This is a genomic window from Methylocaldum sp. GT1BB, assembly GCF_051027545.1.
Classification (GTDB): Bacteria; Pseudomonadota; Gammaproteobacteria; order Methylococcales; family Methylococcaceae; genus Methylocaldum.
The window spans coordinates 1,997,191-2,019,458 of sequence record NZ_CP194902.1 but is presented as its reverse complement, the minus strand read 5'-3'; the positions used below and the strand labels follow the sequence as shown (position 1 = coordinate 2,019,458).

At 61.8% G+C, this 22,268-nt stretch carries 23 protein-coding genes and 2 pseudogenes; all 25 read left to right on the top strand.

Going from position 1 to position 22,268, the window contains the following annotated elements:
• The first annotated feature begins 258 nt into the window (after positions 1-258).
• The 25 genes and pseudogenes from ACR2TX_RS10345 (at position 259) to ACR2TX_RS10225 (ending at position 22,223) form a co-directional block, all read left to right on the top strand.
• Positions 259-798: a pili assembly chaperone gene (locus ACR2TX_RS10345; RefSeq protein ID WP_168175537.1), complete on the top strand. Its 540-nt coding sequence runs from the start codon at positions 259-261 to the stop codon at positions 796-798.
• Entirely contained in the window at positions 798-1,199 is a 402-nt protein-coding gene (locus ACR2TX_RS10340; RefSeq protein WP_077732439.1) for a hypothetical protein, read from the top strand. The genes ACR2TX_RS10345 and ACR2TX_RS10340 overlap by 1 nt, the downstream gene beginning before the upstream one ends.
• A gap of 338 nt (positions 1,200-1,537) precedes the next feature.
• Positions 1,538-1,993, top strand: coding sequence for a GTP-binding protein (locus tag ACR2TX_RS10335; RefSeq protein ID WP_168175536.1), 456 nt, complete (start codon positions 1,538-1,540; stop codon positions 1,991-1,993).
• Positions 1,990-2,772 (top strand): ZIP family metal transporter, encoded by a 783-nt coding sequence (locus tag ACR2TX_RS10330; protein WP_077732437.1) that lies wholly within the window; start codon positions 1,990-1,992, stop codon positions 2,770-2,772. The genes ACR2TX_RS10335 and ACR2TX_RS10330 overlap by 4 nt, the downstream gene beginning before the upstream one ends.
• A 9-nt stretch (positions 2,773-2,781) precedes the next feature.
• Positions 2,782-3,453, top strand: coding sequence for a DUF1826 domain-containing protein (locus ACR2TX_RS10325; RefSeq protein WP_077732436.1), 672 nt, complete (start codon positions 2,782-2,784; stop codon positions 3,451-3,453).
• 10 nt (positions 3,454-3,463) lie between these two features.
• Positions 3,464-5,140 carry a formylmethanofuran dehydrogenase subunit A gene (locus ACR2TX_RS10320; RefSeq protein WP_077732435.1) on the top strand — a complete coding sequence of 559 codons (1,677 nt, stop codon included), beginning with the start codon at positions 3,464-3,466 and terminating at the stop codon, positions 5,138-5,140.
• Positions 5,131-5,262: pseudogene (locus tag ACR2TX_RS10315) on the top strand (GTP-binding protein); the annotation flags it as partial. The gene ACR2TX_RS10320 and the pseudogene ACR2TX_RS10315, both read left to right, overlap by 10 nt.
• Before the next feature lie 362 nt (positions 5,263-5,624).
• On the top strand, positions 5,625-6,410 hold the full coding sequence (locus ACR2TX_RS10310; protein WP_276205420.1) for a CobW family GTP-binding protein: 786 nt from the start codon (positions 5,625-5,627) through the stop codon (positions 6,408-6,410).
• A 21-nt stretch (positions 6,411-6,431) separates the two neighbouring features.
• Entirely contained in the window at positions 6,432-6,866 is a 435-nt protein-coding gene (queD, locus tag ACR2TX_RS10305; RefSeq protein ID WP_077732432.1) for a 6-carboxytetrahydropterin synthase QueD, read from the top strand.
• A complete protein-coding gene (gene folE2, locus ACR2TX_RS10300; RefSeq protein ID WP_434132080.1) occupies positions 6,863-7,687 on the top strand; it encodes a GTP cyclohydrolase FolE2 in 825 nt (274 codons plus the stop codon). Before queD ends, folE2 begins: the two co-directional genes overlap by 4 nt.
• Positions 7,684-9,033, top strand: coding sequence for a CobW family GTP-binding protein (locus ACR2TX_RS10295; RefSeq protein ID WP_434132077.1), 1,350 nt, complete (start codon positions 7,684-7,686; stop codon positions 9,031-9,033). Before folE2 ends, ACR2TX_RS10295 begins: the two co-directional genes overlap by 4 nt.
• The gene (locus tag ACR2TX_RS10290; RefSeq protein ID WP_434132075.1) at positions 9,021-10,052 is read left to right on the top strand and encodes a hypothetical protein; all 1,032 of its coding nucleotides are present in this window, start codon (positions 9,021-9,023) and stop codon (positions 10,050-10,052) included. The genes ACR2TX_RS10295 and ACR2TX_RS10290 overlap by 13 nt, the downstream gene beginning before the upstream one ends.
• A gap of 304 nt (positions 10,053-10,356) precedes the next feature.
• Positions 10,357-10,749, top strand: coding sequence for a DUF3147 family protein (locus tag ACR2TX_RS10285; protein WP_434132074.1), 393 nt, complete (start codon positions 10,357-10,359; stop codon positions 10,747-10,749).
• A 74-nt stretch (positions 10,750-10,823) separates the two neighbouring features.
• Complete coding sequence (locus tag ACR2TX_RS10280; protein ID WP_434132072.1) at positions 10,824-11,759, top strand: chromate resistance protein ChrB domain-containing protein; 936 nt, start codon at positions 10,824-10,826, stop codon at positions 11,757-11,759.
• Positions 11,756-13,148: pseudogene (chrA, locus tag ACR2TX_RS10275) on the top strand (chromate efflux transporter). Before ACR2TX_RS10280 ends, chrA begins: the two are co-directional and overlap by 4 nt.
• Positions 13,145-13,336, top strand: a complete 192-nt coding sequence (locus tag ACR2TX_RS10270) for a hypothetical protein (protein WP_077732426.1) — start codon at positions 13,145-13,147, stop codon at positions 13,334-13,336. Before chrA ends, ACR2TX_RS10270 begins: the two are co-directional and overlap by 4 nt.
• 12 nt (positions 13,337-13,348) lie before the next feature.
• Complete coding sequence (locus ACR2TX_RS10265; RefSeq protein WP_077732425.1) at positions 13,349-14,926, top strand: ABC transporter permease; 1,578 nt, start codon at positions 13,349-13,351, stop codon at positions 14,924-14,926.
• Positions 14,845-15,684 carry an ABC transporter ATP-binding protein gene (locus ACR2TX_RS10260; RefSeq protein ID WP_240502648.1) on the top strand — a complete coding sequence of 280 codons (840 nt, stop codon included), beginning with the start codon at positions 14,845-14,847 and terminating at the stop codon, positions 15,682-15,684. The genes ACR2TX_RS10265 and ACR2TX_RS10260 overlap by 82 nt, the downstream gene beginning before the upstream one ends.
• A gap of 219 nt (positions 15,685-15,903) precedes the next feature.
• A complete protein-coding gene (locus ACR2TX_RS10255; RefSeq protein ID WP_077732423.1) occupies positions 15,904-16,341 on the top strand; it encodes a chromate resistance protein ChrB domain-containing protein in 438 nt (145 codons plus the stop codon).
• A gap of 20 nt (positions 16,342-16,361) precedes the next feature.
• The gene (locus ACR2TX_RS10250; RefSeq protein ID WP_077732422.1) at positions 16,362-17,285 is read left to right on the top strand and encodes a DUF1259 domain-containing protein; all 924 of its coding nucleotides are present in this window, start codon (positions 16,362-16,364) and stop codon (positions 17,283-17,285) included.
• A gap of 2 nt (positions 17,286-17,287) precedes the next feature.
• Positions 17,288-17,974 carry a family 16 glycoside hydrolase gene (locus tag ACR2TX_RS10245; protein ID WP_205780883.1) on the top strand — a complete coding sequence of 229 codons (687 nt, stop codon included), beginning with the start codon at positions 17,288-17,290 and terminating at the stop codon, positions 17,972-17,974.
• Between the two features lie 3 nt (positions 17,975-17,977).
• Positions 17,978-18,736 (top strand): transporter, encoded by a 759-nt coding sequence (locus ACR2TX_RS10240; RefSeq protein ID WP_434111497.1) that lies wholly within the window; start codon positions 17,978-17,980, stop codon positions 18,734-18,736.
• 10 nt (positions 18,737-18,746) lie between these two features.
• On the top strand, positions 18,747-19,748 hold the full coding sequence (locus ACR2TX_RS10235) for an extracellular solute-binding protein (RefSeq protein WP_434111495.1): 1,002 nt from the start codon (positions 18,747-18,749) through the stop codon (positions 19,746-19,748).
• 713 nt (positions 19,749-20,461) lie between these two features.
• Positions 20,462-21,556: a type IV toxin-antitoxin system AbiEi family antitoxin gene (locus tag ACR2TX_RS10230; protein ID WP_434111493.1), complete on the top strand. Its 1,095-nt coding sequence runs from the start codon at positions 20,462-20,464 to the stop codon at positions 21,554-21,556.
• A complete protein-coding gene (locus tag ACR2TX_RS10225) occupies positions 21,534-22,223 on the top strand; it encodes a nucleotidyl transferase AbiEii/AbiGii toxin family protein (protein ID WP_347259092.1) in 690 nt (229 codons plus the stop codon). Before ACR2TX_RS10230 ends, ACR2TX_RS10225 begins: the two co-directional genes overlap by 23 nt.
• Positions 22,224-22,268 lie beyond the last annotated feature (45 nt).

Genomic DNA, 22,268 nt, shown 5'->3' with positions numbered 1-22,268 from the left:
TCTTGAAAATACAATCACACCTTACCGACCAATAGGATGTTCGACAAAACAAACGGTAAAGAGCCAAAAGGTCCGGAAAAGAAGGGAAAAAGGTACCGGACAGGGCTTGAATGGAAAGGGTACCCGTCCTCCAACAAATGGAATTGGAATATGGAAACGCCTGTAGCCAAACCGCCCACGAATCGATGAACGGTTTCCGTTTGAATCCACCGGATAATGCTTGCACCATCGGCGCAACACCATCGATACGGGCCGCCGATGCGACAGCTTCCCTACCAGACACTGCTTCCGATCCTGGCGCTCAGCCTGACGTTAACCGGCTGTGCCGGACACACGAAGCGTCTGTCCGGGCCGCCTGCAAGACCGGTAGCGAATCGTTCTGACGCCCAAGCGAATCCGGTAGCCTCCGGGAACCGTCCGGTGAAGACCCTCGAACCGATCCGGGTCCAAACCGGGCGCTACTCGGTGGTGACGGCGAGGCCCAGCGCGGAACAGATCGATCCGCTTCTCATGGTCATCGATGTCCGCCTCCCGCGGGACATTTTTACGGTCAGGGACGCGGCGGAGTATCTGTTGCGGCATTCCGGGTATCGGCTTGCCGATCCCGATGAACACGGCCCAAAGGTGCAGGTGCTGCTGAATCAGACGGTTCCCGATGTCCAGCGCCATCTCGGACCGCTCACCGTGCAGGACGCCTTGCGGGTCCTCGGTGGGCCGGCCTTTCGCCTCCAGGTGGATCCGGTCCACCGGGTCGTCAGCTACGAACTCCTCCCGAACGATGAGACGGGAGGTCTCTGATGAACGCATCACTGAAGGGCCGGGTCCCCATCTCAGCGTGGATCGTATGGGTCGGAACGGCGATGCTAGCGGTCGCCTGCGGCCAAAAACCCGAGGAGCCCACCCGTCCGGTGCTCGATGGCGAAATGGACGCCCCGGTGACGGCGGAAATCCGCGCGATCATAGAAGCAAGCCCGATCCAGGCCGAAATTTGCGATCTTCACATTTGGCGCGTCGGCAAAGGCAAGTTCGCTTGCATCGGCAACCTGGCCATGGAAGAGGATATTCACCCGGAGTACTTCAGAGGGCTATTACGCGTTCACCAGGAGCTGGTTCATGTCACGGTCGAGGCCAGCAGTGACTCCTGGCCCAGGCTACTCAAGAATGCAGAGGCCCTCCTCGGCGGAGTCATCCGAGGATGACATCCGCCTTGACGCCGGCCAGTAGCCGCAACATAGATCTATGAGCTTGCGGCCCAGATCAGTTATGTTATATAGTCACATCATTGATCTGGGCAGGACGTGATCGATCCATGATGTCAACCCCTGTTTCGCCGCCCATGGAACTGTTTCATCCTCCCATACCTACCACGCTGGCTGTCGCAACCGGGCCATCCCCGCCGAACAGCTGCGTGGAAAGCGGCGATCGTTTCAGCTGTTGACGCAAACAAGCCCTTAAGTCCCGGAACCAACGGAGTAACGTGCGCCTCATTTCCAAATAATGTAACGCTATAACATTTTATATGACTTTTCAGTCGTCGATGCGTACAGCCAACTCGGATCACTTGCCGCGCAAACTGCTCGTTACCGTATTGTCGGGTTTCGCTCGACCTGGCAAGACAACCCTGCTCAATCACCTTCTGTCCAATCGGGAAAAGCGCCTGGTGGCGGTGATCGTCAACGACCGACGCGAGGTCGGACGACTGCCGCACGAGAGGCGCTTCGGCTACCCGGCGATCGACAAATTCGCCCGGAGCGAATTTGGGGGCATGGAGGCCCGCAGAATGAAACACAAGAATGCGTGTGATCGGTCCGCAGGTATCGCAGGACCGTTGCCCACCGACGCGGCATTCACCTTTCGCGGCGAGGACGGCGCAAGCCTCTCCGCCATGGCGCGATCCGCTACGCTGGTCACGGTGGCTGACGTCGGCTCCGAGGTCTGGCGAGCCTGCGAAGACCGTTTCCCGGCGTGGCCTCAGGACGAGGCGGACGCGTGAACGACTGGGTCACCGCGATCTATGCCTTGGCCGCGGGACTGACGGTCAGCCTGGTCTCGTTCAGCGGGTTGTTCGTCCTGTGGATAAAGCCGGAACGGCTGGCGGCCATAGTGCCTAATCTGGTCTCCCTGGCGGTGGGCGTATTGCTGGGCGATGCCTTCATCCATCTGATTCCCGATGCGGCCGCGCGCCACGGCTCGGTGTCGACGGTCTGCATGACCGCCCTCGTCGGCGTATTCGTCTTTTTCCTGCTGGAGAAAGCGGTGCGCTGGCGCCATGACCATCGTTTCGCGCTCGATACCGGCTCCGAAGATATTCGGCCCCTGGCCAGAATGAACCTGATCGGCGATGCCATCCACAACTTCGTCGACGGCATCCTGATTGCCGGCAGCTTCCTGGCCGATCCGATCCTCGGCTTCACCACCACCTTCGCCATCGTGGCCCATGAAGTCCCCCAGGAATTAGGCGACGTGGGCGCCTTGGTCTACGGCGGCTACACTCCGCGGCAGGCCGTGCTCTACAACTTTTATTGCTCGCTGACGGTAATGGCTGGCGTCGTTTTCACCCTGGCCCTGGGTCAGGCGGCCGAGTCCTCCCTGATCCTGCTGCTGCCCCTCGCCGCCGGCGGTTTCATCTATATCGCCGGCTCCGACCTGATTCCCGCCCTGCACGAAATTCCCACCCTGCCCGGCCTGGTCGGACAAGCGACCACCTTCGGCCTCGGGATCGGCTTCATGCAAGGCATCGTCGTTTTCGAAAACCTGTTGTTACCCGGATAAGGAGGTTCCATGACCGCATCCGCCCACCGGATCGAACCCGCTCAAAACGTTTCTTTCGCCGTCCAGTCGAACGATCTGGCCGACCTCGCCCGCATCTACGAGCCCGGGGTGAGCCTGTGCCTGATTCACCGGCAACCCGAGGAGCCGCTTCGGAGGTTTGTTACCGAACTCCTGCGAAGCCCGATTGAAATCGAACTGGCCGAAGAAATTCGTTTCGAGCATTTCGATTTCGGCTCGCTGTTGCCGGAGTGCAAGCACATTTCGGGGCATGACGACTGGTGGCGCGATGTCGCCCGCTTGACCGGCGCCTATTGCGACTTGTTCGAATCCGAGCGGGCGGGCCTCCGCCTTCGCACCCTGGCCAGGCCCATGTGTCCGCGCTTCCACGTCGATCATGTGCCCGCTCGTCTGGTCTGCACCTACGGCGGCGTCGGCACCCAGTGGCTGCCGGATGACTGCGTGGACCGGACCAAGCTGGGACCCGGTGCGCAAGGGTTGCCCGACGAGGAGTCCGGGCTGATTCTGGATGAAACCGCGATCCACGCCATGCCGCCCTATGCGGTCGGGCTGATGAAAGGCGGCAAGTGGGAGGGCAACAAGGGCCACGGGCTGGTGCACCGCTCGCCCAAGCCGACGCCGGCGGAACCGCGCCGTCTCCTATTGACCCTGGATCTGCTGTGAGCGCCGAACCATGCTGATCAAATTGGCGGGCGGCGAGATCTACGACCCAACCCAAGGGCTCGCGGGAGAAATCCGCGACTTGTTCGTGCGGGACGGCCTTATCGTCTCCGACCCCGGTCCCGGCGCGCGAGTCGACACGGTTCACGACATCTCCGGACATATCGTCATGGCCGGGGCCATCGACATCCACAGCCACATTGCGGGCGGCAACGTCAACACCGCCCGCGTGCTGCTGCCGGAACAGCACCGCAATGTCATGGCCCGACGGTTCGGCCACCCGTTCAGCACGGCTAAATGGTCGAGCACGGACACCGGCTACCGCTACGCCCGAATGGGCTACACCACCGTGGTCGAACCGGCGGTGTTGCCGGCCAACGCCCTGGATGCCCACTTACAAATGGCGGATATTCCGATCATCGACACGGCCGGCCTGGCCATCCTCGGCAGCGACGATTTCCTGTTGCGGCTGCTGCGCGACAAGGCCAGCCAGGCGCAAGTCGACGATTACGTGGCCTGGACCTTGAACGCCACCCGCTGCCTGGGCCTGAAGGTCATCAACGCCGGCGGGGCCAATGCCTTCAAATGGAATGTGCGGTGTTTTGATCTGGATGATGTGGTGCCGTTCTACGGCGTGAGTTCCCGGCATATCCTGCAAGCCCTGCAGCGTGCGGTGTGCGATCTGGGCATTCCGCATCCCGTCCATGTCCACTGCAACAACCTGGGGATGCCGGGCAACGTGGACACCGCCGTCGCCACCATGGAAGCCGCGCAAGGCTTGCCCATGCACTTGGCGCACATCCAGTTCTACGGCTACGGACAGGAGGGCGCCAAAGGCTTTTCCTCGGGCGCGGCGCGCCTGATGGAAGCCTTCCGCCGCCATCCGAATATCACGATGGACGTCGGCCAGGTACTGTTCGGCCGGACCGTGACGATTTCCGGTGATGTCACCGCTCAATACAGCCGCCGGGACGATGCCAGCCCCGGCAAATGGGTGATGTGGGACGCCGAATGTGACGGTGCGGGCGGCATCGTGCCCTACCGCTACCGGGAAAAAAGCTTCGTCAACACCTTACAGTGGGCCATCGGCCTGGAAATCTTCCTGCTGGCGGAAGATCCCTGGCGGGTGTTCTTCACCACCGATCATCCCAACGGCGCGCCCTTCACCGCCTATCCGGAACTGATCCGCCTGCTCATGGACGCCGACTATCGCCAGTCCTGCATGGCACGGCTTAATCAGGAAGCCTTGGCGCTGACCCTCTTGCCGGAGCTGAAGCGGGAGTTTTCGCTCCCTGAAATCGCGATCATGACCCGCGCCGCCCCGGCACGTTTGCTGGGTCTTGGCGACCGCGGCCATCTCGCCCCCGGCGCCGTCGCCGACATCGCCGTTTATCGGCCGCAACCCGACCGGCGCGCCATGTTCGCCGACGCCGCGCTGGTGTTGAAAAACGGGCGCGTGGTGGTGCGGGACGGCGAAGTGGTCGAGCGCGTCCACGGGACGGCGCAGGTGATTCAACCCGGATACGACCGCCGCATCGAGCGATCCGTCAAAGTTCATTTCGACCGCTTCCACAGCCTGTCCCTCGATCACTTCAAAGTGAACGACGTGGACTTCGCCCTCAAGGATGCGGAACGTTTTCGGGCGGTTCCCGTTTCGAACCGGCCAGCACCGGTGCAAACATGTCGCTAAGCCCCAAAACCCCGCTTCCCGTCATCGTTCTGACGGGCTTTCTCGGCAGCGGCAAGACCACGCTGCTGAATCGTTTGCTGGATCAGGGACCGCGTACGGCGGTGCTGATCAACGAGTTCGGCTCCACCCCGGTGGACCAGGCCCTGATCGAGCGTCAGGACATCCCGCTCATGACCCTCGCTGCGAGACATGGAGCGATGCGAATGCGAGCGAGTCGAGTAGTCCCCGGAAGCCCGAGCGCCGGGTGGATGGCCGAAGGTCGTTGCGTTAGCAACGGTCGTAGGCCATCCACAAGGCATCGCGACCGGGCGTCGAGCCATTGTGGAGCCAGGTTCCGACCCCTTGTCGGGTCGGGACCGGTCGAACGCAGGGCGTCCGGGGCGCCGCAGGCAATAACTTGTCGCCAAGTTTTTGCTCCTTTTGGTGACTCGGAAGTCCCAAAAGGTTTTGCAAAAAATGGCGACACAATCGGTCCGGCGGTTGTTTGTGCTGCCAGATGCGGGGCGCCTTGGCGCCGGTGCTCAAAAACCTCCGGCTGGCCTGGGAGAATCCCCGCTCGCCGCGGTTCGACCGGATCGTCATCGAGGCGAGCGGCGTCGCCAGCCCCGAACCCGTTCTGGACACGCTGCTGCGGGACCGCTGGCTGGCATCCCGCTACCATCTGCAAGCGGTGATCGCGATGGTGTCAGTACCGGCAGCCGAAGAACAATTGGGCCGTTTTCCCGAAGCCCGCGCCCAGGTGGCTTGGGCGGATGTCCTGGTGCTCACCCACACCGATCAGGCAAACGCGGAGGAGATGGTGCGCTTGGCTGTCCGGCTGGACGAACTCGCGCCGGCCACGCCCAGGCTGGTCGCAGTACAGGGAGTCATCGATCCGGAAACCGTTCTGGCGCCGGTGGCTCCCGATAATCGCCGACTGCCACAGGGCCAGGAGTTGCCCGATCACGGTTTCCGCAGCGTGTCCCTCTACCTGAGCGCGCCGATTCCCTGGCCGCGCCTGCAAACCGTGCTGGAAGACCTTTTGGCCCAGCATCGTTCCCGTCTGGTGCGGGTGAAGGGAGTGGTTCGCCTGTCCGACCGGTCCGAGCCCGTCATCGTGCAAGCCGCGACGGGCCGGTTGTATCCGCCGGTTCCCTTGCCGGCCCGAGCATCCGACGACGGGCTCGGACGCCTGGTCTTCATCGCCGCAGGCGCCGTTCACGAACTCGCCGAGGAACTGATGGCGGCCGTGGGTGGCATCGCGGTTCCGGATGCGATCCGCCTGCATTGACTAACGATCCTATCGCAACCCATGGACATCCATAGCAACGACTCGTCCCTCGCCGCGGCCGCCTCAGGCAAACGCAGCCTTTATAGGCTTCGCGTGCAGGTCCAGTTCTCGTCCGCGCACTCGCTCCGCGATTATCCCGGCGATTGCCGCCGCCTGCACGGGCATAACTGGAAGCTGGAGGTGGAGGTCTCCGCGCGCATCCTGGACGCGCTGGGCATCGCCCTGGATTTCAAGACCATCAAGGCGGAAGCCCGAACGCTTGCCGACAGCCTGGACCACCGCTATCTCAACGAGATCGAGCCGTTCGACCGGATCAATCCGACGGCGGAGAACCTGGCCGGCTGGTTTTACCGCCGGCTCGCCGAACGGATCGACGGGGAATTCGCCCGGGTCAGCGCCGTGACCTTGTGGGAAACCGACACGTCGTGCGTCCGCTATACGGAGGAGGATCGATGAGCGCTCCGATCGGCATCGAAGACGTGCAGGGCCGGGCCGACTCCCGCCGCATCGCCATCGACAGGGTCGGGATCAAGGACATCCTGCATCCGGTGCGGGTCCGGGACCTCAGCCAGGGCGAGCAGCACACCATCGCCCGCTTCGACATGTACGTGAACCTGCCCCACGGCTTCAAGGGCACCCACATGTCCCGCTTCGTGGAGATACTCAACGGTTACGAACGCGAAATCGGCGTGGAGTCCTTCGGCGACATGCTGGCCGAGATGATTCGGCGACTGGAAGCCCAGTCCGGCTACATCGAAATGCGGTTTCCGTATTTCGTCGAAAAGGCGGCGCCGGTCACCGGCGTGCGCAGCTTGATGGACTACGAAGTGGCCCTGGTCGGCGAAATCGCCGAAGGCGAAGTCACGACCCGAATCCGGGTCGCGGTGCCGGTCACCAGCCTCTGTCCCTGTTCCAAGACGATTGCCGAACGGGGCGCCCACAATCAGCGCTCTCACGTCACCGTGACCGTGACGACCGCTGATTTCGTGTGGATCGAGGAATTGATCGAGTGGGCGGAGGCCGAAGCCTCCTCCCCGATCTTCGGACTGCTCAAGCGTCCCGACGAGAAGTATGTCACCGAATACGCCTACGACCATCCCAAGTTCGTCGAGGACATGGTGCGCGACGTGGCCACCCGGATGGACGCGGAGCCCCGCATCCTGGCCTACACGGTCGAAGCGGAGAACTTCGAATCCATCCACAACCATTCTGCCTATGCGCGGATCGATCGCGATCTACACCACTCATCTCCCCAACAAAACGGAGCCATGACATGACCGTTATCACTTCGAACCGCATCCCCGTCACCGTGCTGACAGGTTTCCTGGGTGCAGGCAAAACGACCCTCTTGAACCGAATCCTAAGCGAAAACCACGGCAAACGCATCGCCGTGATCGAAAACGAGTTCGGCGAAATCGGCATCGACAATGCCCTGGTCATCGATGCCGATGAAGAAATTTTCGAGATGAATAATGGTTGTATCTGTTGTACGGTCCGGGGCGACCTGATCCGCATCCTCGGCAATCTGATGCGGAGGCGCGACAAGTTCGACGCCATCCTGATCGAGACCACGGGGATCGCCGACCCCGCTCCGGTGGCCCAGACCTTCTTCGTCGACGAGGAAATCGCCTCGCAGCTCCGGCTGGACGGCGTGATCACCGTGGTGGACGCCAAACATGTGCACTTGCATATCGAAGACAGCGAGGAGATCAAGGAACAAATCGCCTTCGCCGACGTGATTCTCCTCAACAAGGCCGACCTAGTCTCGGAACCGGAGCTGGCCGCCCTGGAAAAGCGGGTGCGGGGCATGAATGCCATGGCCCGAATCCATCGTACGGTGAACGGCCAGGTGGATCTGGCCGAGGTACTGGACGTCGGCGGGTTCGACCTCGATCGGGCGCTGACGGTCAAGCCCGGTTTCCTGGATCCGGAATATCCCTTCGAATGGGCCGGGCTGTTCCATCTCGCCGCCGGGGATTACCGCTGGATTATCCAAGACGGCCCCGATCCCGCCATCCGCTTGATTTGGCTGCCGGTGGCCGATGCCAGCGACAGTTGCCTCATGGGTCTGCAAGAGCGCATGGTCCGGTTGTTCTCGGACCCTCCCAAGCGGCTCGCGCCCGATGCCGGCCTAACGGAGGAATGCCTGCACGAGCTGGATCTGAGCGCCGGCGGCATAAAGCAAATTCGGGTTTCGGTCGAGCGGGACGGGCATTACGCCTGCTTCACCCAGCATCATCCCGATGAGTTCGGCATGACCTTCCTGCGCGGGGATCGAGGGGTCGAACCGGTGATGACCCGGGAATGGGAGGCCGGGCACACACATGACGATGACGTGACGTCGGTGGGCATCAGCGAGCCCGGCGATCTGGACTACAGCCGCTTCAACAACTGGATCGGCGAGCTGCTCCGGGAAAAAGGGGCGGATATCTTCCGCACCAAAGGCATCGTCAGCCTGAAAGGCATGGAAAAGAAGCTGGTGTTCCATGCCGTGTATATGCTGTTCAACATGCAGGCCGATAAACCCTGGGGCGACGAGCCGCGCCGCAACCAGCTGGTGTTCATCGGCCGCAATCTGGACCGGCACGCTTTGAACGAGGGATTTCGGCAATGTCTGGCTTGAATGAGAAAGCACCGTTCGAGCTGATCGAGCCGCAATGGCGGGTCGTGGGCGACGATTACATCACCGCTCTGGCCTGGTCGCCTGATGGATCTACGCTGGCAGCGGCATCGGTCGGCGGTCCGATCCTGCTGCTCGCGGGAGAAACCGGCGGGGTCGTTCATGAACTGCCCGGTCACGGCCTGGGAACGCTGGCGCTGGACTGGTCCTGCGACGGACGTTGGCTCGCCAGCGGCGGACAGGACGGCAAGGCGCGGGTGTGGGATGCCGGTACCGGTGCAGAGGCCATGGTACTGGATGGCGGCAGCGGCTGGGTGGAACACGTGGCCTGGTCGCCGCGCGGCGATCTCCTCGCCTCGGCGGCCGGCAAGTTCGTGAAGCTGTGGAAGAATGACGGCGAATTGTGTCGAGTCTACGGCGATCATGCCAGCACGGTGACGGGCTTGGCCTGGCTGCGCGACGGACGCCGATTGGCCACCGCGTGTTACGGCGGGGTCAAGCTGTGGCGGATAGACGCCGTGCAAGCGAAAAAGCATTTCCAGTGGAAAGGCTCGTTTCTCTCCCTGAGCCTTTCGCCGAACGACGAACACCTCGCTGCCGGCTGCCAGGATGACAGCCTGTTGGTTTGGAATGTAAAGACCGCCAAGAACGTCGGCATGTCGGGCTATCCCGGCAAGATCAGCCTATTGAACTGGGATGCCTCATCCCGATATCTGGCCAGCGGCGCGGACCGTGAGGCGGTGCTGTGGAATTTCTCGGGACCGGGTCCGGCCAATCGGGAGCCCTTTGTGCTCAGCCGCCACATCGACCGCATCGCCGACCTCAGGTTTCATCCGAAGCGGGATGTTCTCGCCACGGTCGGGCAGGATGGAATGTTGATCCTGTGGAATATCCCCGAAGGCATAATGAAGGATCTTTGTATCCTGAAAAATCCGCTGACCCGGCTGGCCTGGAGTCCTCAGGGCAACATGCTGGGCGTCGGTTCGGCAGAGGGCGAGGTCTGCCTGTTAAGCGTACGGTAGATGGACTGAACTCCGAGCGGTCGATTACCACGGATAGCATGAGCAGACTCGCCCTGAAAGTCCGCTCAGTGTAAGCCCTCGTATGTTCGGAGAGAGCAGAGCCTATTCTCATGACATGCGTCCCCTTTCATATTCCCATGGTGATTGGGCCAACGACTTCGAATGCGCTACGGTCTATTGATAGGCATGAATAAAGCACGCCCGCTCCGAGACGTCTGATTTATTCTGAAAGATTCAGAAGGACTTGAATGCAGACGAGTCGGTATGAACACCTACGAGCGTAAGCGCAAACCATAACGAGAAAATGGGTACGATCTTGGCGTACCAACCTCCGCTGCAAGCCGGCAAGCAAATAACACAAACGGCCATGTACCTCAAAGTGTTGATATCCGCGCTGTTGATCGCAGTAATTTCCGAAACGGCGAAACGTAGCAGCCTGGTTGCCGCCCTCATCGCATCACTGCCGATCACATCGATTCTGGCCTTCATCTGGCTCTATGTCGACACCGGGGACACCGAACTGATAACTGAGCTTGCGCGGCAAATCGTCTGGCTGGTGATACCTTCACTGGCCTTCTTTTGGATCTTGCCCCTGCTGCTGGAACGGTCGCTGAATTTCTGGCTGGCACTCGGCCTCGCGGCGATAGCTACCAGCGTGTGCTATGGCTTGGTCTTATTGCTGAGAAACCTGTTTTAAAAGGCGTTTACGCAACTTGAAGCCCTTCAGCTTAATGAGTAGCATAATCTACATTACTGTAGAGAATGCTACACATGTCTTGGCTTTTGCTCATACTGACTCTGCCGACGGAGAACGCCACGGCCCGAATGCGGGCCTGGCGAGCGCTCAAAGCCTCGGGCGCCGCGGTGCTCCGGGATGGCGTCTATTTGCTGCCCGAACAGGACGGCTGTCGAGAGATTCTGGCCGAGGTCGCCGACGATCTCCGTGAGAACGGCGGCACGGCCTATTTGCTGACGGCTGAAGGAAAAGGTGAAGACGGTTTTTCGGGTCTGTTTGACCGTTCATCCGAATTCGGCGAATTGCTGGCGGAGATTGCCCAATGCCGCTCTCAGCTGACGAGCGAAACCGCGCCGGCGACACTGAAACAAGCCAGAAAGCTCCGCAAGACATTTGGACAACTGGCCGCCATCGACTTTTTCCCGGGGGAAGCCCAGAAACAAGCCGATGCCGCCTTGCAGGAGCTGGAAAGTTCGGTCAGCCGCAGCCTGTCCCCCGACGAACCGCATGCGGCGGCCGGTGCGATCCCACGCTTGGATATTGCCGACTATCGCGGCCGCGTGTGGGCGACTCGTGCCCGCCCCTGGGTGGATCGACTCGCGAGCGCCTGGCTGATTCGCCGCTTCATCGACCCGGACGCCCGCATTCTCTGGTTGGCTTCACCCGCCGACTGCCCGGAGGACGCGTTGGGGTTCGACTTCGACGGTGCCGCCTTTTCCCATGTGGGCGGCAAGGTGACCTTCGAGACCCTCCTGGCCGGATTCGGCCTGGAGTCGCCACCGCTCGCGCGACTCGCCGGCATCGTGCACTTCCTCGACGTCGGCGGCATCCAACCTCCGGAGGCCCAAGGCATTGAGCGCGTATTGGCGGGCCTGCGTGAAACCAGCGCCAATGACGATCAACTGTTCACGGCCGCCAGTGTTCTGTTTGACGGGCTACTGGCCGCATTTGAAAAGGATTCCGCGCCATGAGCGAAACTTCCCACGTCACCGCACCCACTAAGAACAATGTTCGCCCGGTCGCCGTAGGTTTTTGGGCCGCCTTCCTGTTCTGGCTCAAGCTCGGCTTCATCAGTTTCGGCGGCCCCGCCGGCCAGATCGCCATCATGCATTCGGAAATTGGTCGAACGGCGCCGCTGGATCAGCGAGAAACGCTTCCTGCACGCACTCAACTACTGCATGCTCCTGCCGGGGCCGGAGGCGCAGCAACTGGCGACCTATATCGGCTGGCTGATGCACCGCACCTGGGGCGGGATCATCGCGGGAGGGCTGTTCGTGTTGCCTTCGCTCTTGATCTTGATCGGACTGGGCTTGATTTACCTGGCGTTCGGCAAGGTGCCCGCCGTGGCCGGCGTGCTGTACGGCATCAAGCCGGCGGTGACCGCCATCGTTTTGTTCGCAGCCTGGCGCGTCGGCTCGGGGGCGCTGAAAAATTGGGTGCTGTGGGCCATGGCAGCCTCGGCGTTCGTGGCCATTTTTGCTTTCAAAGCGCCGTTTCCCTTGATCGTGCTGGTAGCGGCGATCCTGGGCGGCATCGGCGGCAAGTTTGCACCCGGCAAATTTGTGGTCGGAGGCCATGGTGCGGCCAAGCAAAGCTACGGTCCGGCGCTGATCGACGACGATACGCCGGTTCCCGCCCATGCCCGCTTCACCTGGGCCAGCTTGCTCAAGATCATTCTAGCGGGCCTGATCCTATGGAGTGGCGCGATCGGCTTCCTATACGCGCAGTATGGTTGGCACGGCGCGCTCACGCAGATGGGCTGGTTCTTCACCAAGGCGGCCCTGCTCACCTTCGGCGGTGCCTACGCGGTGCTGCCCTACGTCTATCAGGGCGCGGTCGAGCATTTCCACTGGCTCGCTCCGCATCAAATGATCGACGGCCTGGCCTTGGGCGAAACGACGCCGGGGCCGCTCATCATGGTGGTGACCTTCGTCGGTTTCGTCGCCGGCTGGGCCAAGCAACTGTTCGGACCGGATCAGCTTTTTCTGGCAGGCACCGCAGCCGCGGCCGTGGTGACCTGGTTCACCTTCCTGCCCAGTTTCCTGTTCATCCTGGCGGGCGGCCCCCTGGTCGAAACCACCCACGGCAATCTCAAGTTCACCGCGCCCCTGACCGGCATTACCGCCGCCGTGGTGGGTGTCATCCTCAACCTCGCTGTGTTTTTCGCCTACCACGTATTTTGGCCGCAGGGCTTCTCTGGGCGCTTCGATGGCGTTTCGGCTCTGGTAGGCCTGGGTGCGCTGCTGATCCTGTTCCGTTGCCGGGTCGGCGTCATCCCGGTCATCGGCGTCTGCGGCCTGGTCGGTTTCTTGTTCACCTTCCTCAAACCCTGGTTGGCCCAGGCGGGAGTGCTGTTATGAACCGCATCGTCTTTCCGAGGATTACGCTAGGAACTTTCCTTTTCCTGATGTGCGCCATGTTGCCGGCCCGCGCGGAAGCACCGCCGCCTTTCGACCCGGTTCAGGGGGTGATCGACGCCAAGCGGGACGAGGCGGTGAAGACCATTCCCTTCTCCAAAATGCCTGAAGGTATTGCCGTCAGGCATTAAACCACCGGTTCCATGGGTTCGAGACGCCTCACCCTGACCCTTGCGGCAACCTTGTTTCTGGGGCTGGGATTGGCGCCGCTCGTGGTCATGTTCGCATCGAGTCTCACCGTGGACGGAATGTTCGGCCTGGATCGCTATCGGGACCTGTGGGCATCGCCCCGCCTGCCTCGGCTCTTCGGTCGGAGCGTGCTGCTCGCGGGACTGGCCACCCTGGGCGCGCTGGGACTCGGCGTGCCGCTCGGCCTGCTGCTCGGCAAGACCGATCTGCCGGGGCGGCGCCTGTTCGCCGCGGGGTTCATCCTGCCCCTGCTGCTCCCGCCCTATTTCCTCGCGCTCGGCTGGTTCGCCCTGCTGGGGCGGGAGGGTTGGCTCGCCCGCCTGCTGCCCGCTTCAGTGGCCGGAACTCTCTCAGAATGGCTGTTCGGACTGCCGGGCTGTGCCGTAACGCTGGCCACGGTGTTTCTGCCCCTGATCGTGCTACTCACGGCGACCCTCCTCCATAGCGTCAATCCCCGCCTGGAGGAGGCTGCGAGGCTGTACGCCGCCTGGCCGAAAGTGCTTGGCCGCATCACCCTGCCGGCCGTTGGGCCGGGCGTTCTATTCGGCGCTGTCCTGGTGTTTCTGCTGGTCCTGGGCGAACTCACCGTGCCCATGTTCCTGCGCTATGACGTGTACCCGGTGGAAATCCTGACCCAGTTCGCGGCCTTCTACGATTTCGACGCGGCCATCGCGGCAGCGGCTCCGCTGGCGCTGGTCGTGGGCTTGCCGCTGGCGGCGGAATGGCGCTCGCGGCGCTTCGCGGCACCCGATCTTCGGCCGGCGGGAACCTCGCTTTCCATCCGCCTGGGCGCTTGCAAATGGCTATGGACGGTCGGCGTATCCAGTCTGCTTTTGATGCTCGTGGTGTTGCCGCTCGGCGCACTACTGCTTCAAGCCGCCCCGGCGGACTTCGGCGACGCGTGGCGTCGGGCGGGCGATGCCCTCGGGCGCAGCCTGTTGTACGCTGCGCTCGGGGCGAGCCTTTTGACGGCCTTCGGATTTTTTCTGGGGCTTTTGTGGCGCGAGCGGACGCGCGGCGCAGGCCTCACCGAATTCGCCGCCCTGCTGCTCCTGATCCTGCCCAGCTCAGTTGTAGGCATCGGCCTGATCGGACTGTGGAACCAACCTGCGACTGCCGGCTTCTACGCCTCGCCGGGTCTCCTGCTGTTGGGGTATCTCATCCAGTATGGAGCATTGTCCGGGGGCATCGCCCACAGCGCTCTGGCGCGCCTCCCGCCGTCCCTGGAGCAGGCGGCGGCCGTGGCCGGGGCTGGCTGGTGGCGGCGGATCCTGTTCATCGCGCTGCCCCTGAGCCGGCGAGGACTCCTGACCGCCTGGCTGGTCGCTTACCTCTTTTGCCTGCGCGATACCGGACTCGCCCTGCTGGTGTACCCGCCCGGCGGGGACACCCTGCCGGTGCGCATCTTCACCGTGATGGCCAACAGCCCGTTCGGGTTGGTGGCGGCGCTGTGCGCCTTGTTGGTGGCCGCGGCACTGCCGCCGCTCATCCTGACTGGACTTGGCCTTCGCAGAGAGGCGCACTCGCCATGAGCGCCGTCGAGTTCCGGCAGGTTTGGGCGTCCTATCGGGGCAAGCCGGCGGTGCGGGATTTTTCCCTGGACGTGGAAGCCGGCGAGCGGGTCGTGCTGCTCGGCCCTTCCGGCTGCGGCAAGACCACGGTGCTGCGCCTCGCCGCCGGTTTCCGCGTGCCCGAGCGGGGCGCCGTACTGCTGGACGGGGCGGTCGCGGCGGAAGCCGGCCGCCTTGACCTGGAACCCGAACAGCGGGGTCTCGGCATGGTGTTTCAGGACCTGGCCCTGTGGCCGCATCTCACGGTGCGCGGGAATCTGGAATTCGGCCTGAAGGCGCAGGGCGTTGCCAGGGCGGAGCGGGAACGGCGCATCCGGGAAACCCTGCGGTTGGTGCGCCTGGAATCGCGGCCGGACGCGCGCCCCGGCGAACTTTCGGGCGGCGAGCAGCAGCGTGTCGCCCTGGCCCGTGCCCTCGTCACCCAACCCCGCCTGCTGCTCATGGACGAACCCCTGTCCAGCCTGGACTTTGAACTGGCCCTCGAACTGCGCCGCGAGATTCTGGCGCTCCAGGAAGCACTCGGATTCACCCTGCTCTACGTCACCCACAATCTGGACGAGGCGTTCGCCATCGCCCAGCGGATCGTGGTGATGCGCGCGGGCGCCATCGTCCGCCAGGGGTCGGTGGAGGAAATCCGCGCCCACTTCGACCAGGTTCGCCGGGGACTCCTCGCCTCGGGTACTGACGGGACGGCGGAATCGGCCGGTGTAAAGGGATAAGACGGAATGGCATCGGTCAACGGGATAGCGCGCGTGGCGAAGTGGTTAGAACTCAAGAGGTGGACGAACCCGTCCGCAAGGTCCTCATCGTGGATCTCTTGGATGCCATGGGCGCGTGCTACCTGTTTACGCGGCCTTCGCCGCGGCAGGCGTGCTCACGCATACCGAGAAAGGCGCCGATAAAAAACTGCTTCCATAACTCACTGGAGGTCAAACATCATGAAGTGGATCACGCGCGAGAACGTTAAGGTGGACCGGGTGGCCTGCCCCTGGCTCATCAAAAAGTTCATTGACCCTGAGGCCGAGTTCTTGTTCGTTCCGGCCGACCAGGTCCTGGCGGTGGCCGAGCGACACGGCGCTATTCCTTTCGATGTCCCCGGCGTGGAACTCGGGCACCACGAGGGCCGGTGCAGTTTCGAGGCGGTCGTGGCCAAGTACCGGATCGACGATCCCGCCGTGGCCCTGCTCGCGAGAATCGTGCACGGCGCGGACGTGAAACAGGACCTCTACGGGCGGCCGGAAGCCGCGGGGCTCAAGGCCATCGCCGAGGGATTTCAGCACCTGGGACTGAAGGATGATGGGGAGATTCTGGAAAAGGAATTCATCGTCTACGAGGCCCTTTATGCCTATTGCCGGCAAACGGTGAACACACTGTGAGACCGATCGAGGTATTCTCCATGAACAGAGATACGATTTACCGCTTGACCGCCATCTTCATGATAACGCTCTTGAACCTCTTGCCCGGCCCGGCTGCGGCGGAGGCCCCCAGCGGCGGGCAAGGGCTCGATACGGCAAGAATCGAGCGGCTGACCGGCGTCAAAGGGAAACTGGACGAAAAGGAGGGCGTATTCAAAGTCAGCCAGCCACGCGCCGATCTCCGGGTGACCGCGGCGGGCGTCAAAATGACGCCGCCCCTGGGGCTGACCTCGTGGGCCGCGTTCATGAAGGCGGGGGGCCGAACCCTGGTCATGGGCGACATGGTCCTGCTCGAAGATCAGGTGAATCCGGTCATGAGCGTGGCCCTCGACAACGGCCTCGAAATCACCGCCCTGCACAACCATTTCTTCTGGGATTCCCCCAAGGTGATGTTCATGCACATCGGCGGCACGGGGGATGAAGAAAAGCTGGCGGCCGCCGTGGGCGAGGTATTCGCCAAAGTCGAGGAGACCCGCGGCGGCCGAGGCGAGGTACCCTTCGCTGCCATCGACCCCGCCCAAACCTCGCTCGATCCCAAGAAAATCGAGGCGGTCATCGGCGCCAAAGGCGAGTTGGCCGGAGGCGTCTTCAAGATCACCCTCGGGCGAACCACGACCATGGAAGGTAACACCCTCGGCAGCACGATGGGCGTCAACACCTGGGCCGCGTTCGCAGGCAGCGACGAGCAAGCGGTCGTCGACGGTGACTTCGTCATGTGCGAGGACGAACTGCAGCCGGTGCTCAAAGCGCTGCGCCGCGCCGGCATCCAGATCGTAGCGATCCACAGCCACATGACCATGGAATCGCCACGAACGGTCTTCCTGCACTACTGGGGCGTCGGCCCCACGGTCGATTTGGCGCGGGCGCTCCAATCCGCCTTGGAAACCCAGAGGAGAAACCCTTGATCATGGCGACAAAACAACTCATCCATTTGGCTGTGTGCCTCGGGCTGTGCACATTCACCGGTCTGGTCTCGGCCGAGGAGAAAGCGGCTACGAGTCCCGCGGTATCCCGGCTGAGCTTCGATGAACTGACGCCGGGCGGCATTCCGCCCGGCTGGACCATCGCGGCCACGAATCCCGGCGGTCCCCCGGCGGAGTGGCAAGTCAAGGCCGATCCCAAGGCGCCGAGCGCGCCCCATGTTCTGGCGATCACGAAGATTCACGACGATTCCGGGGATGTTTTTAACTTGTGCTGGACGAACGCGGTGAAATTCCGGGACGGCGCCATCGAAGTCAGCCTCCGCGCCGACGGCGGCAAGGAAGATCAGGGGGGTGGTCTCATCTGGCGGGTGCAGGACGCCAATAACTATTACGTCGCCCGCTATAACCCCCTGGAAGACAACATCCGCCTGTACTTCGTGAAGGACGGGCGGCGCAAGCAACTGGACAGCGCGAACATCTCCGGCGTGAAATCCGGCGAATGGTTCCGGTTGAAGATCGTTCAGCAGGGAGACAAGATCGAAGCCTATTTGAACGACCGGAAATATCTGGAGACTACCGATAGAACCTTTATGAAGGCGGGCGGGATCGGCTTTTGGAGCAAGGCGGATGCGGCCAGTTCGTTCGACGATCTGGTGGTGACCGCCCGATAATCGATGGGCCGTGGCACGCCGGCGTCCACTCGGTGGGTCTTCTCTTTGGTTTTGGCCGGATCGGCCTCCGCCTTCGGCGGCCCGCCCTTCTTCACCAACGATCCCGACCCGCCGGAACCGGGCCAGTGGGAGATCAACCTGCCCTGGTTCATGGAACGCAGCCGGGATGGTTCGGCGATCGGCGAATTCGTGCGCGTGGACGTCAATTACGGCTACGACCCTTACACCCAGCTCAGCATCGAGCTGCCCGCGCCCTACAGGCTCCCCGCCGAAGGCGGATTGCGCTCCGGCGTGGGCGATGTGCTGTTCGAGTACAAGCGGCGCTTCGGCCTCGACGCCGAAGCGGGGTATTTCGGCATCAACCCCCAGCTCACCCTGCCCACGGGAGACGAGGAAAGAGGCCTCGGCGCGGGACGGGCGAACCTGCAATTGCCGCTGCTCTATCAGAAGCAGTGGGGCGACACCGTGATCTACGGCGATGCGCGTTACAAGCTGTGGGCCGGGGGCGAGGGCAAGAGTTACTGGTTTTTCGGTTTGGCCTTGGAGCACGCCGTGGGCAAGCGGCTCAAGCTCGGCGGCGAGGTGTTCGCCATTACGTCCCCTTCCCCCGGCGGCGAGCCCAACGCCGGCTTCAACCTGGGCGGAAAGTGGGTCATGGCCCCCGGCCGGGTGTTGATGGTGTCCGCCGGCCGCTCGTTCCGGGACGAGCCGGAACTGACTTTGTTCATCGGCCTGAAACTGCTGTTTTCGCCAAACCCTTAAGGAGGCAACGATGACAATGCAACCCTACAGATGGCTATCGCTGCTGCTGAGCCTGGCGCTCGCCCGGACTGCCGTGGGCGCGGAAGCCACGGTCGTGGTCTATGCCAGCGAGGATCAGGTGTTCTCGGAACCGATCCTCAAGGATTTCGAGCGGGATACCGGCATCCGCGTCAAAGCGGTGTACGACACCGAGGAAACCAAGGGTACCGGCGTCATGAACCGGCTGCTCGCCGAGAAGAACAACCCGCAGGCGGACGTCTATTGGGCGAACGAACCGATCCGGGCGGAAGTCCTGAAGCAGCGGGGTGTTTCGGCGCCTTACCGGTCCCCCAATGGCGAAGGCATCCCTAAGGTCTTCAAGGACCCCGAAGGGTACTGGACCGGCTTTTCCGCAAGGGCGCGGGTGTTCATCATCCACCACAAGGCCCGCGTCAAGCCGCAAAGCCTCGCCGCCTATACCGATCCCAAGTGGGCGGGCAAAGGCGTTATTGCCAACCCCCTGTTCGGCACGACCGCCACCCATGTGGCGGCCCTGTTCACGCTGTGGGGCGATGAGCGCGCCAAAGGGTTTATGGACGCCCTCAAAAGGAACGGCACCAAGATTTCCACCAGCAATGGCGAAAGCGCGGACCTGGTGGCCGCCGGGGAATTCGAGTTCAGTCTGGTTGACAGCGATGACGCGGTCAACCGCATGCGCCAGGGTAAACCCGTGGAGATGATCTGCCCGGACCAGGGCGAGGGCGAACCGGGTTGCCTGATCCTGCCCAACGCCGTCGTGCCGATCCGGGGCGCGCAGCACCCGGAGGCCGCCCGCGAGCTCGTCGATTACCTCCTGTCTCCGGACACCGAGCGCAAGCTGGCTTTCGCCGACTGCGCCCAAATTCCACTGCACCCTGGCGTGGAAACCCCGCCCGACGTGCCGAAGCTCGACCAGCTCAGAACCATGCCCGTCGATTACGGGGTGGTGGCCCGAAAGCTACAAGCCATCCAGCCCTGGTTAAAGCGGTGGTGAAGACGCCTCCACAATCACTGGGTCACTATGCCTAGTGCCGCATTGCCAGAGTGAGGCGCACAACTGGCTGCCCGGACTGTAGGCGCCGTCCAATCTTCTCGCTAGATCCAGTAAGCCGCCCCCGCCACGCCCTATTTGTCCACCATAGAAAGGGAAAGCCTGCTGGGCGTGAGCAATGTAAGGTTGAGGCGCGTCGGTCGAGCGGAGGCCGGCCCGTGAAAAAGACTGAACGGCGAAAGTGACACCCCCTCGTGCAGCGCGTCATCATTGCGCTAGCTTTGGACGGTTTCCTGTCACAACCAAACATCCGCTTTGTCTCGGTTTGCTACTGTTCGGAGTCCCTGGCCGAGTGGCTCATTCGGGCACGTGCTGCTCGCTCGACGTTGAGGAAAGCAGTCGTTCGTGACCGACAGGTATTGGACAGACTGAATGGCCGCAAATGGCCGAATTTCAGACAATGAGAGCAGCCTCTATTTCTGGCCATATAGGGCTCTTCCGTGGCTATCGGAAATCTATCTGAACTCATGCTTGGCTCTATCGAGGCGGGCGCCGACGCGATTTTCAGTTCATAGATACTCCGTCTTCTGATTGCCCGCGACGTTCACGTAATGATCATGTTCATGCATCGTGAACATGATCATTACGTGAACATTTCGCTTGATCTTGTGTTCGCTGTCTTATAATGTTCACGTTACGTGAACAAATGATGAAATATGAACATGCCGCTTCGCTATCGAGAAGAATCCCTGCATCACCAAGAGCAAGCCCTCCTGGAGCGTGCCTTAGCCGCACTGCAGGAAACCACTGGCTTGACCGGGAAAATTATCGCCGCGGAGCCCTTATTGGAACAGGGAGTCAGAGTCGATGCAGCCGTGGAAATCGACGTAGCCGGTCAGCCCCATCGTTATAGGGCTGAAATCAAACGAATCGATCGCTTTACCGCGATCGGCCAAGTCAGGAACCGATTCGATTCATTTCAGCAGCCCGGCTTACTCGTGGCCCCGCGGATCACCGCTGAAATGGCCGACAAATGCCGTGAACTGGACGTGCAGTTCATCGATGCCAACGGCAACGCCTATCTTCATGACCTAGGCCTGTTTATCTTCGTGAAAGGACTGCGCCCTCGAGCCAAGGAGGGGATGGATATCACGACTGCGGAACCACCTCGTGCAGGTACTGCAACTGCCCTTAGAGTGATATTCGTCCTGCTATGCCGTCCCGAGTTGGTCAATGCACCTTATCGCGAGATCAATCGAGCGGCCGGCGTTGCGCTGGGGGCGGTGGGAGAGGTTTTTTTAGATCTGAATAACAGGGGTTACGCCATAATTGGCAAGGGAATGGGCGAGCGACGCATTCTGGAGCGCAAGCGATTGATTGACGAATGGGTGACCAACTACCCCATCAAGCTCCGTCCGAAGTTAAACCCAAGACGGTTTCAGGCTTCGACTCCGGACTGGTGGCGGCAAGTCGATGTCACCCGGTACAAAGCCCAATGGGGCGGCGAAGTCGCGGCCGACAAGCTGACCGGCTATTTGAGGCCCAACACCTTCACTCTATATTTCCGACCCGAAAACGTTCGTCAAAATCTCACGAAGCTAGTGGTCGAAAACAAGCTGCGTGCCGATCCCAAAGGTGAAATCGAGGTATTGGATGCCTTCTGGAATTTTCCAGCCGATGGCGCCCTGTCCGAAACCGTGCCACCGATCCTCGTCTATGCGGACCTTCTCGCCACCCTCGATCCGCGGAATCTTGAAACGGCGCGCATGATTTATGAGCAGAGCATCAATGGTTCTGGCACCCAGGGCTGAGCGCCCGATCGACCCCATTACCCTCGCGGTCCTGAGAGAAATTCAGAATGCATCAGTTGCTCTGGGTCTGGAAGCCTTCCTGGTAGGAGCAACCGCCAGAATCATCTTGCTTGAGCACGTATTCGGGCTGCAGGCTGAACGTGCTACCCGCGATATCGATTTTGCTTTTGCGGTTGAAAACTGGGACCAGTTTAAGGCAATCAAGAGGTATCTTGTCACCGGCTCCGGTTTTCAAGAAATGGAACGGGTAATGCAGCGGCTGCTTTACCAACCAGAAGGCTGTAGGCGTAAATTCGTCGTGGATTTAATCCCGTTTGGTGGGCTCGAAGTCGAAAAAAATACCATCGCTTGGCCGCCGGACATGAGTATCCTAATGAATGTCGCCGGCTACCGAGATGCCTTGGTATCCGCGGTGCCAGTTGAAGTTGAACCTAGACTTATCGTATCGGTAGCTTCCGTCGCTGGGATTGCCATCCTCAAACTCTTTGCTTGGGTTGACCGTGGCCGAGAAGATCCCAAGGACGCCATCGATCTGCTCACACTACTCCGTCGGTATCACGAGGCGGGTAACCAGGACCGAATCTACGAAGACGCATCGACCGTGCTGGAATCAGCCTACCCCAGTTATTCTCACGTCCATTCGCCCAGACTTCGCACAACCATTTGACATAAAAAAGTGAGGAAGGCAAGAGCCTCGGAATGCATCCGTTTA

Coding starts and splice junctions, on each gene's coding strand:
- ACR2TX_RS10230 (WP_434111493.1), top strand. CDS start 20,462: ATGAACATGCCGCTTCGCTATCGAGAAGAATCCCTGCATCACCAAGAG.
- ACR2TX_RS10320 (WP_077732435.1), top strand. CDS start 3,464: ATGCTGATCAAATTGGCGGGCGGCGAGATCTACGACCCAACCCAAGGG.
- ACR2TX_RS10255 (WP_077732423.1), top strand. CDS start 15,904: ATGAAGTGGATCACGCGCGAGAACGTTAAGGTGGACCGGGTGGCCTGC.
- ACR2TX_RS10340 (WP_077732439.1), top strand. CDS start 798: ATGAACGCATCACTGAAGGGCCGGGTCCCCATCTCAGCGTGGATCGTA.
- ACR2TX_RS10280 (WP_434132072.1), top strand. CDS start 10,824: ATGTCTTGGCTTTTGCTCATACTGACTCTGCCGACGGAGAACGCCACG.
- ACR2TX_RS10240 (WP_434111497.1), top strand. CDS start 17,978: ATGGGCCGTGGCACGCCGGCGTCCACTCGGTGGGTCTTCTCTTTGGTT.
- ACR2TX_RS10225 (WP_347259092.1), top strand. CDS start 21,534: ATGGTTCTGGCACCCAGGGCTGAGCGCCCGATCGACCCCATTACCCTC.
- ACR2TX_RS10295 (WP_434132077.1), top strand. CDS start 7,684: ATGACCGTTATCACTTCGAACCGCATCCCCGTCACCGTGCTGACAGGT.
- ACR2TX_RS10235 (WP_434111495.1), top strand. CDS start 18,747: ATGACAATGCAACCCTACAGATGGCTATCGCTGCTGCTGAGCCTGGCG.
- queD (WP_077732432.1), top strand. CDS start 6,432: ATGGACATCCATAGCAACGACTCGTCCCTCGCCGCGGCCGCCTCAGGC.
- ACR2TX_RS10325 (WP_077732436.1), top strand. CDS start 2,782: ATGACCGCATCCGCCCACCGGATCGAACCCGCTCAAAACGTTTCTTTC.
- ACR2TX_RS10245 (WP_205780883.1), top strand. CDS start 17,288: ATGGCGACAAAACAACTCATCCATTTGGCTGTGTGCCTCGGGCTGTGC.
- folE2 (WP_434132080.1), top strand. CDS start 6,863: ATGAGCGCTCCGATCGGCATCGAAGACGTGCAGGGCCGGGCCGACTCC.
- ACR2TX_RS10285 (WP_434132074.1), top strand. CDS start 10,357: ATGGGTACGATCTTGGCGTACCAACCTCCGCTGCAAGCCGGCAAGCAA.
- ACR2TX_RS10265 (WP_077732425.1), top strand. CDS start 13,349: ATGGGTTCGAGACGCCTCACCCTGACCCTTGCGGCAACCTTGTTTCTG.
- ACR2TX_RS10250 (WP_077732422.1), top strand. CDS start 16,362: ATGAACAGAGATACGATTTACCGCTTGACCGCCATCTTCATGATAACG.
- ACR2TX_RS10290 (WP_434132075.1), top strand. CDS start 9,021: ATGTCTGGCTTGAATGAGAAAGCACCGTTCGAGCTGATCGAGCCGCAA.
- ACR2TX_RS10335 (WP_168175536.1), top strand. CDS start 1,538: ATGCGTACAGCCAACTCGGATCACTTGCCGCGCAAACTGCTCGTTACC.
- ACR2TX_RS10270 (WP_077732426.1), top strand. CDS start 13,145: ATGAACCGCATCGTCTTTCCGAGGATTACGCTAGGAACTTTCCTTTTC.
- ACR2TX_RS10345 (WP_168175537.1), top strand. CDS start 259: ATGCGACAGCTTCCCTACCAGACACTGCTTCCGATCCTGGCGCTCAGC.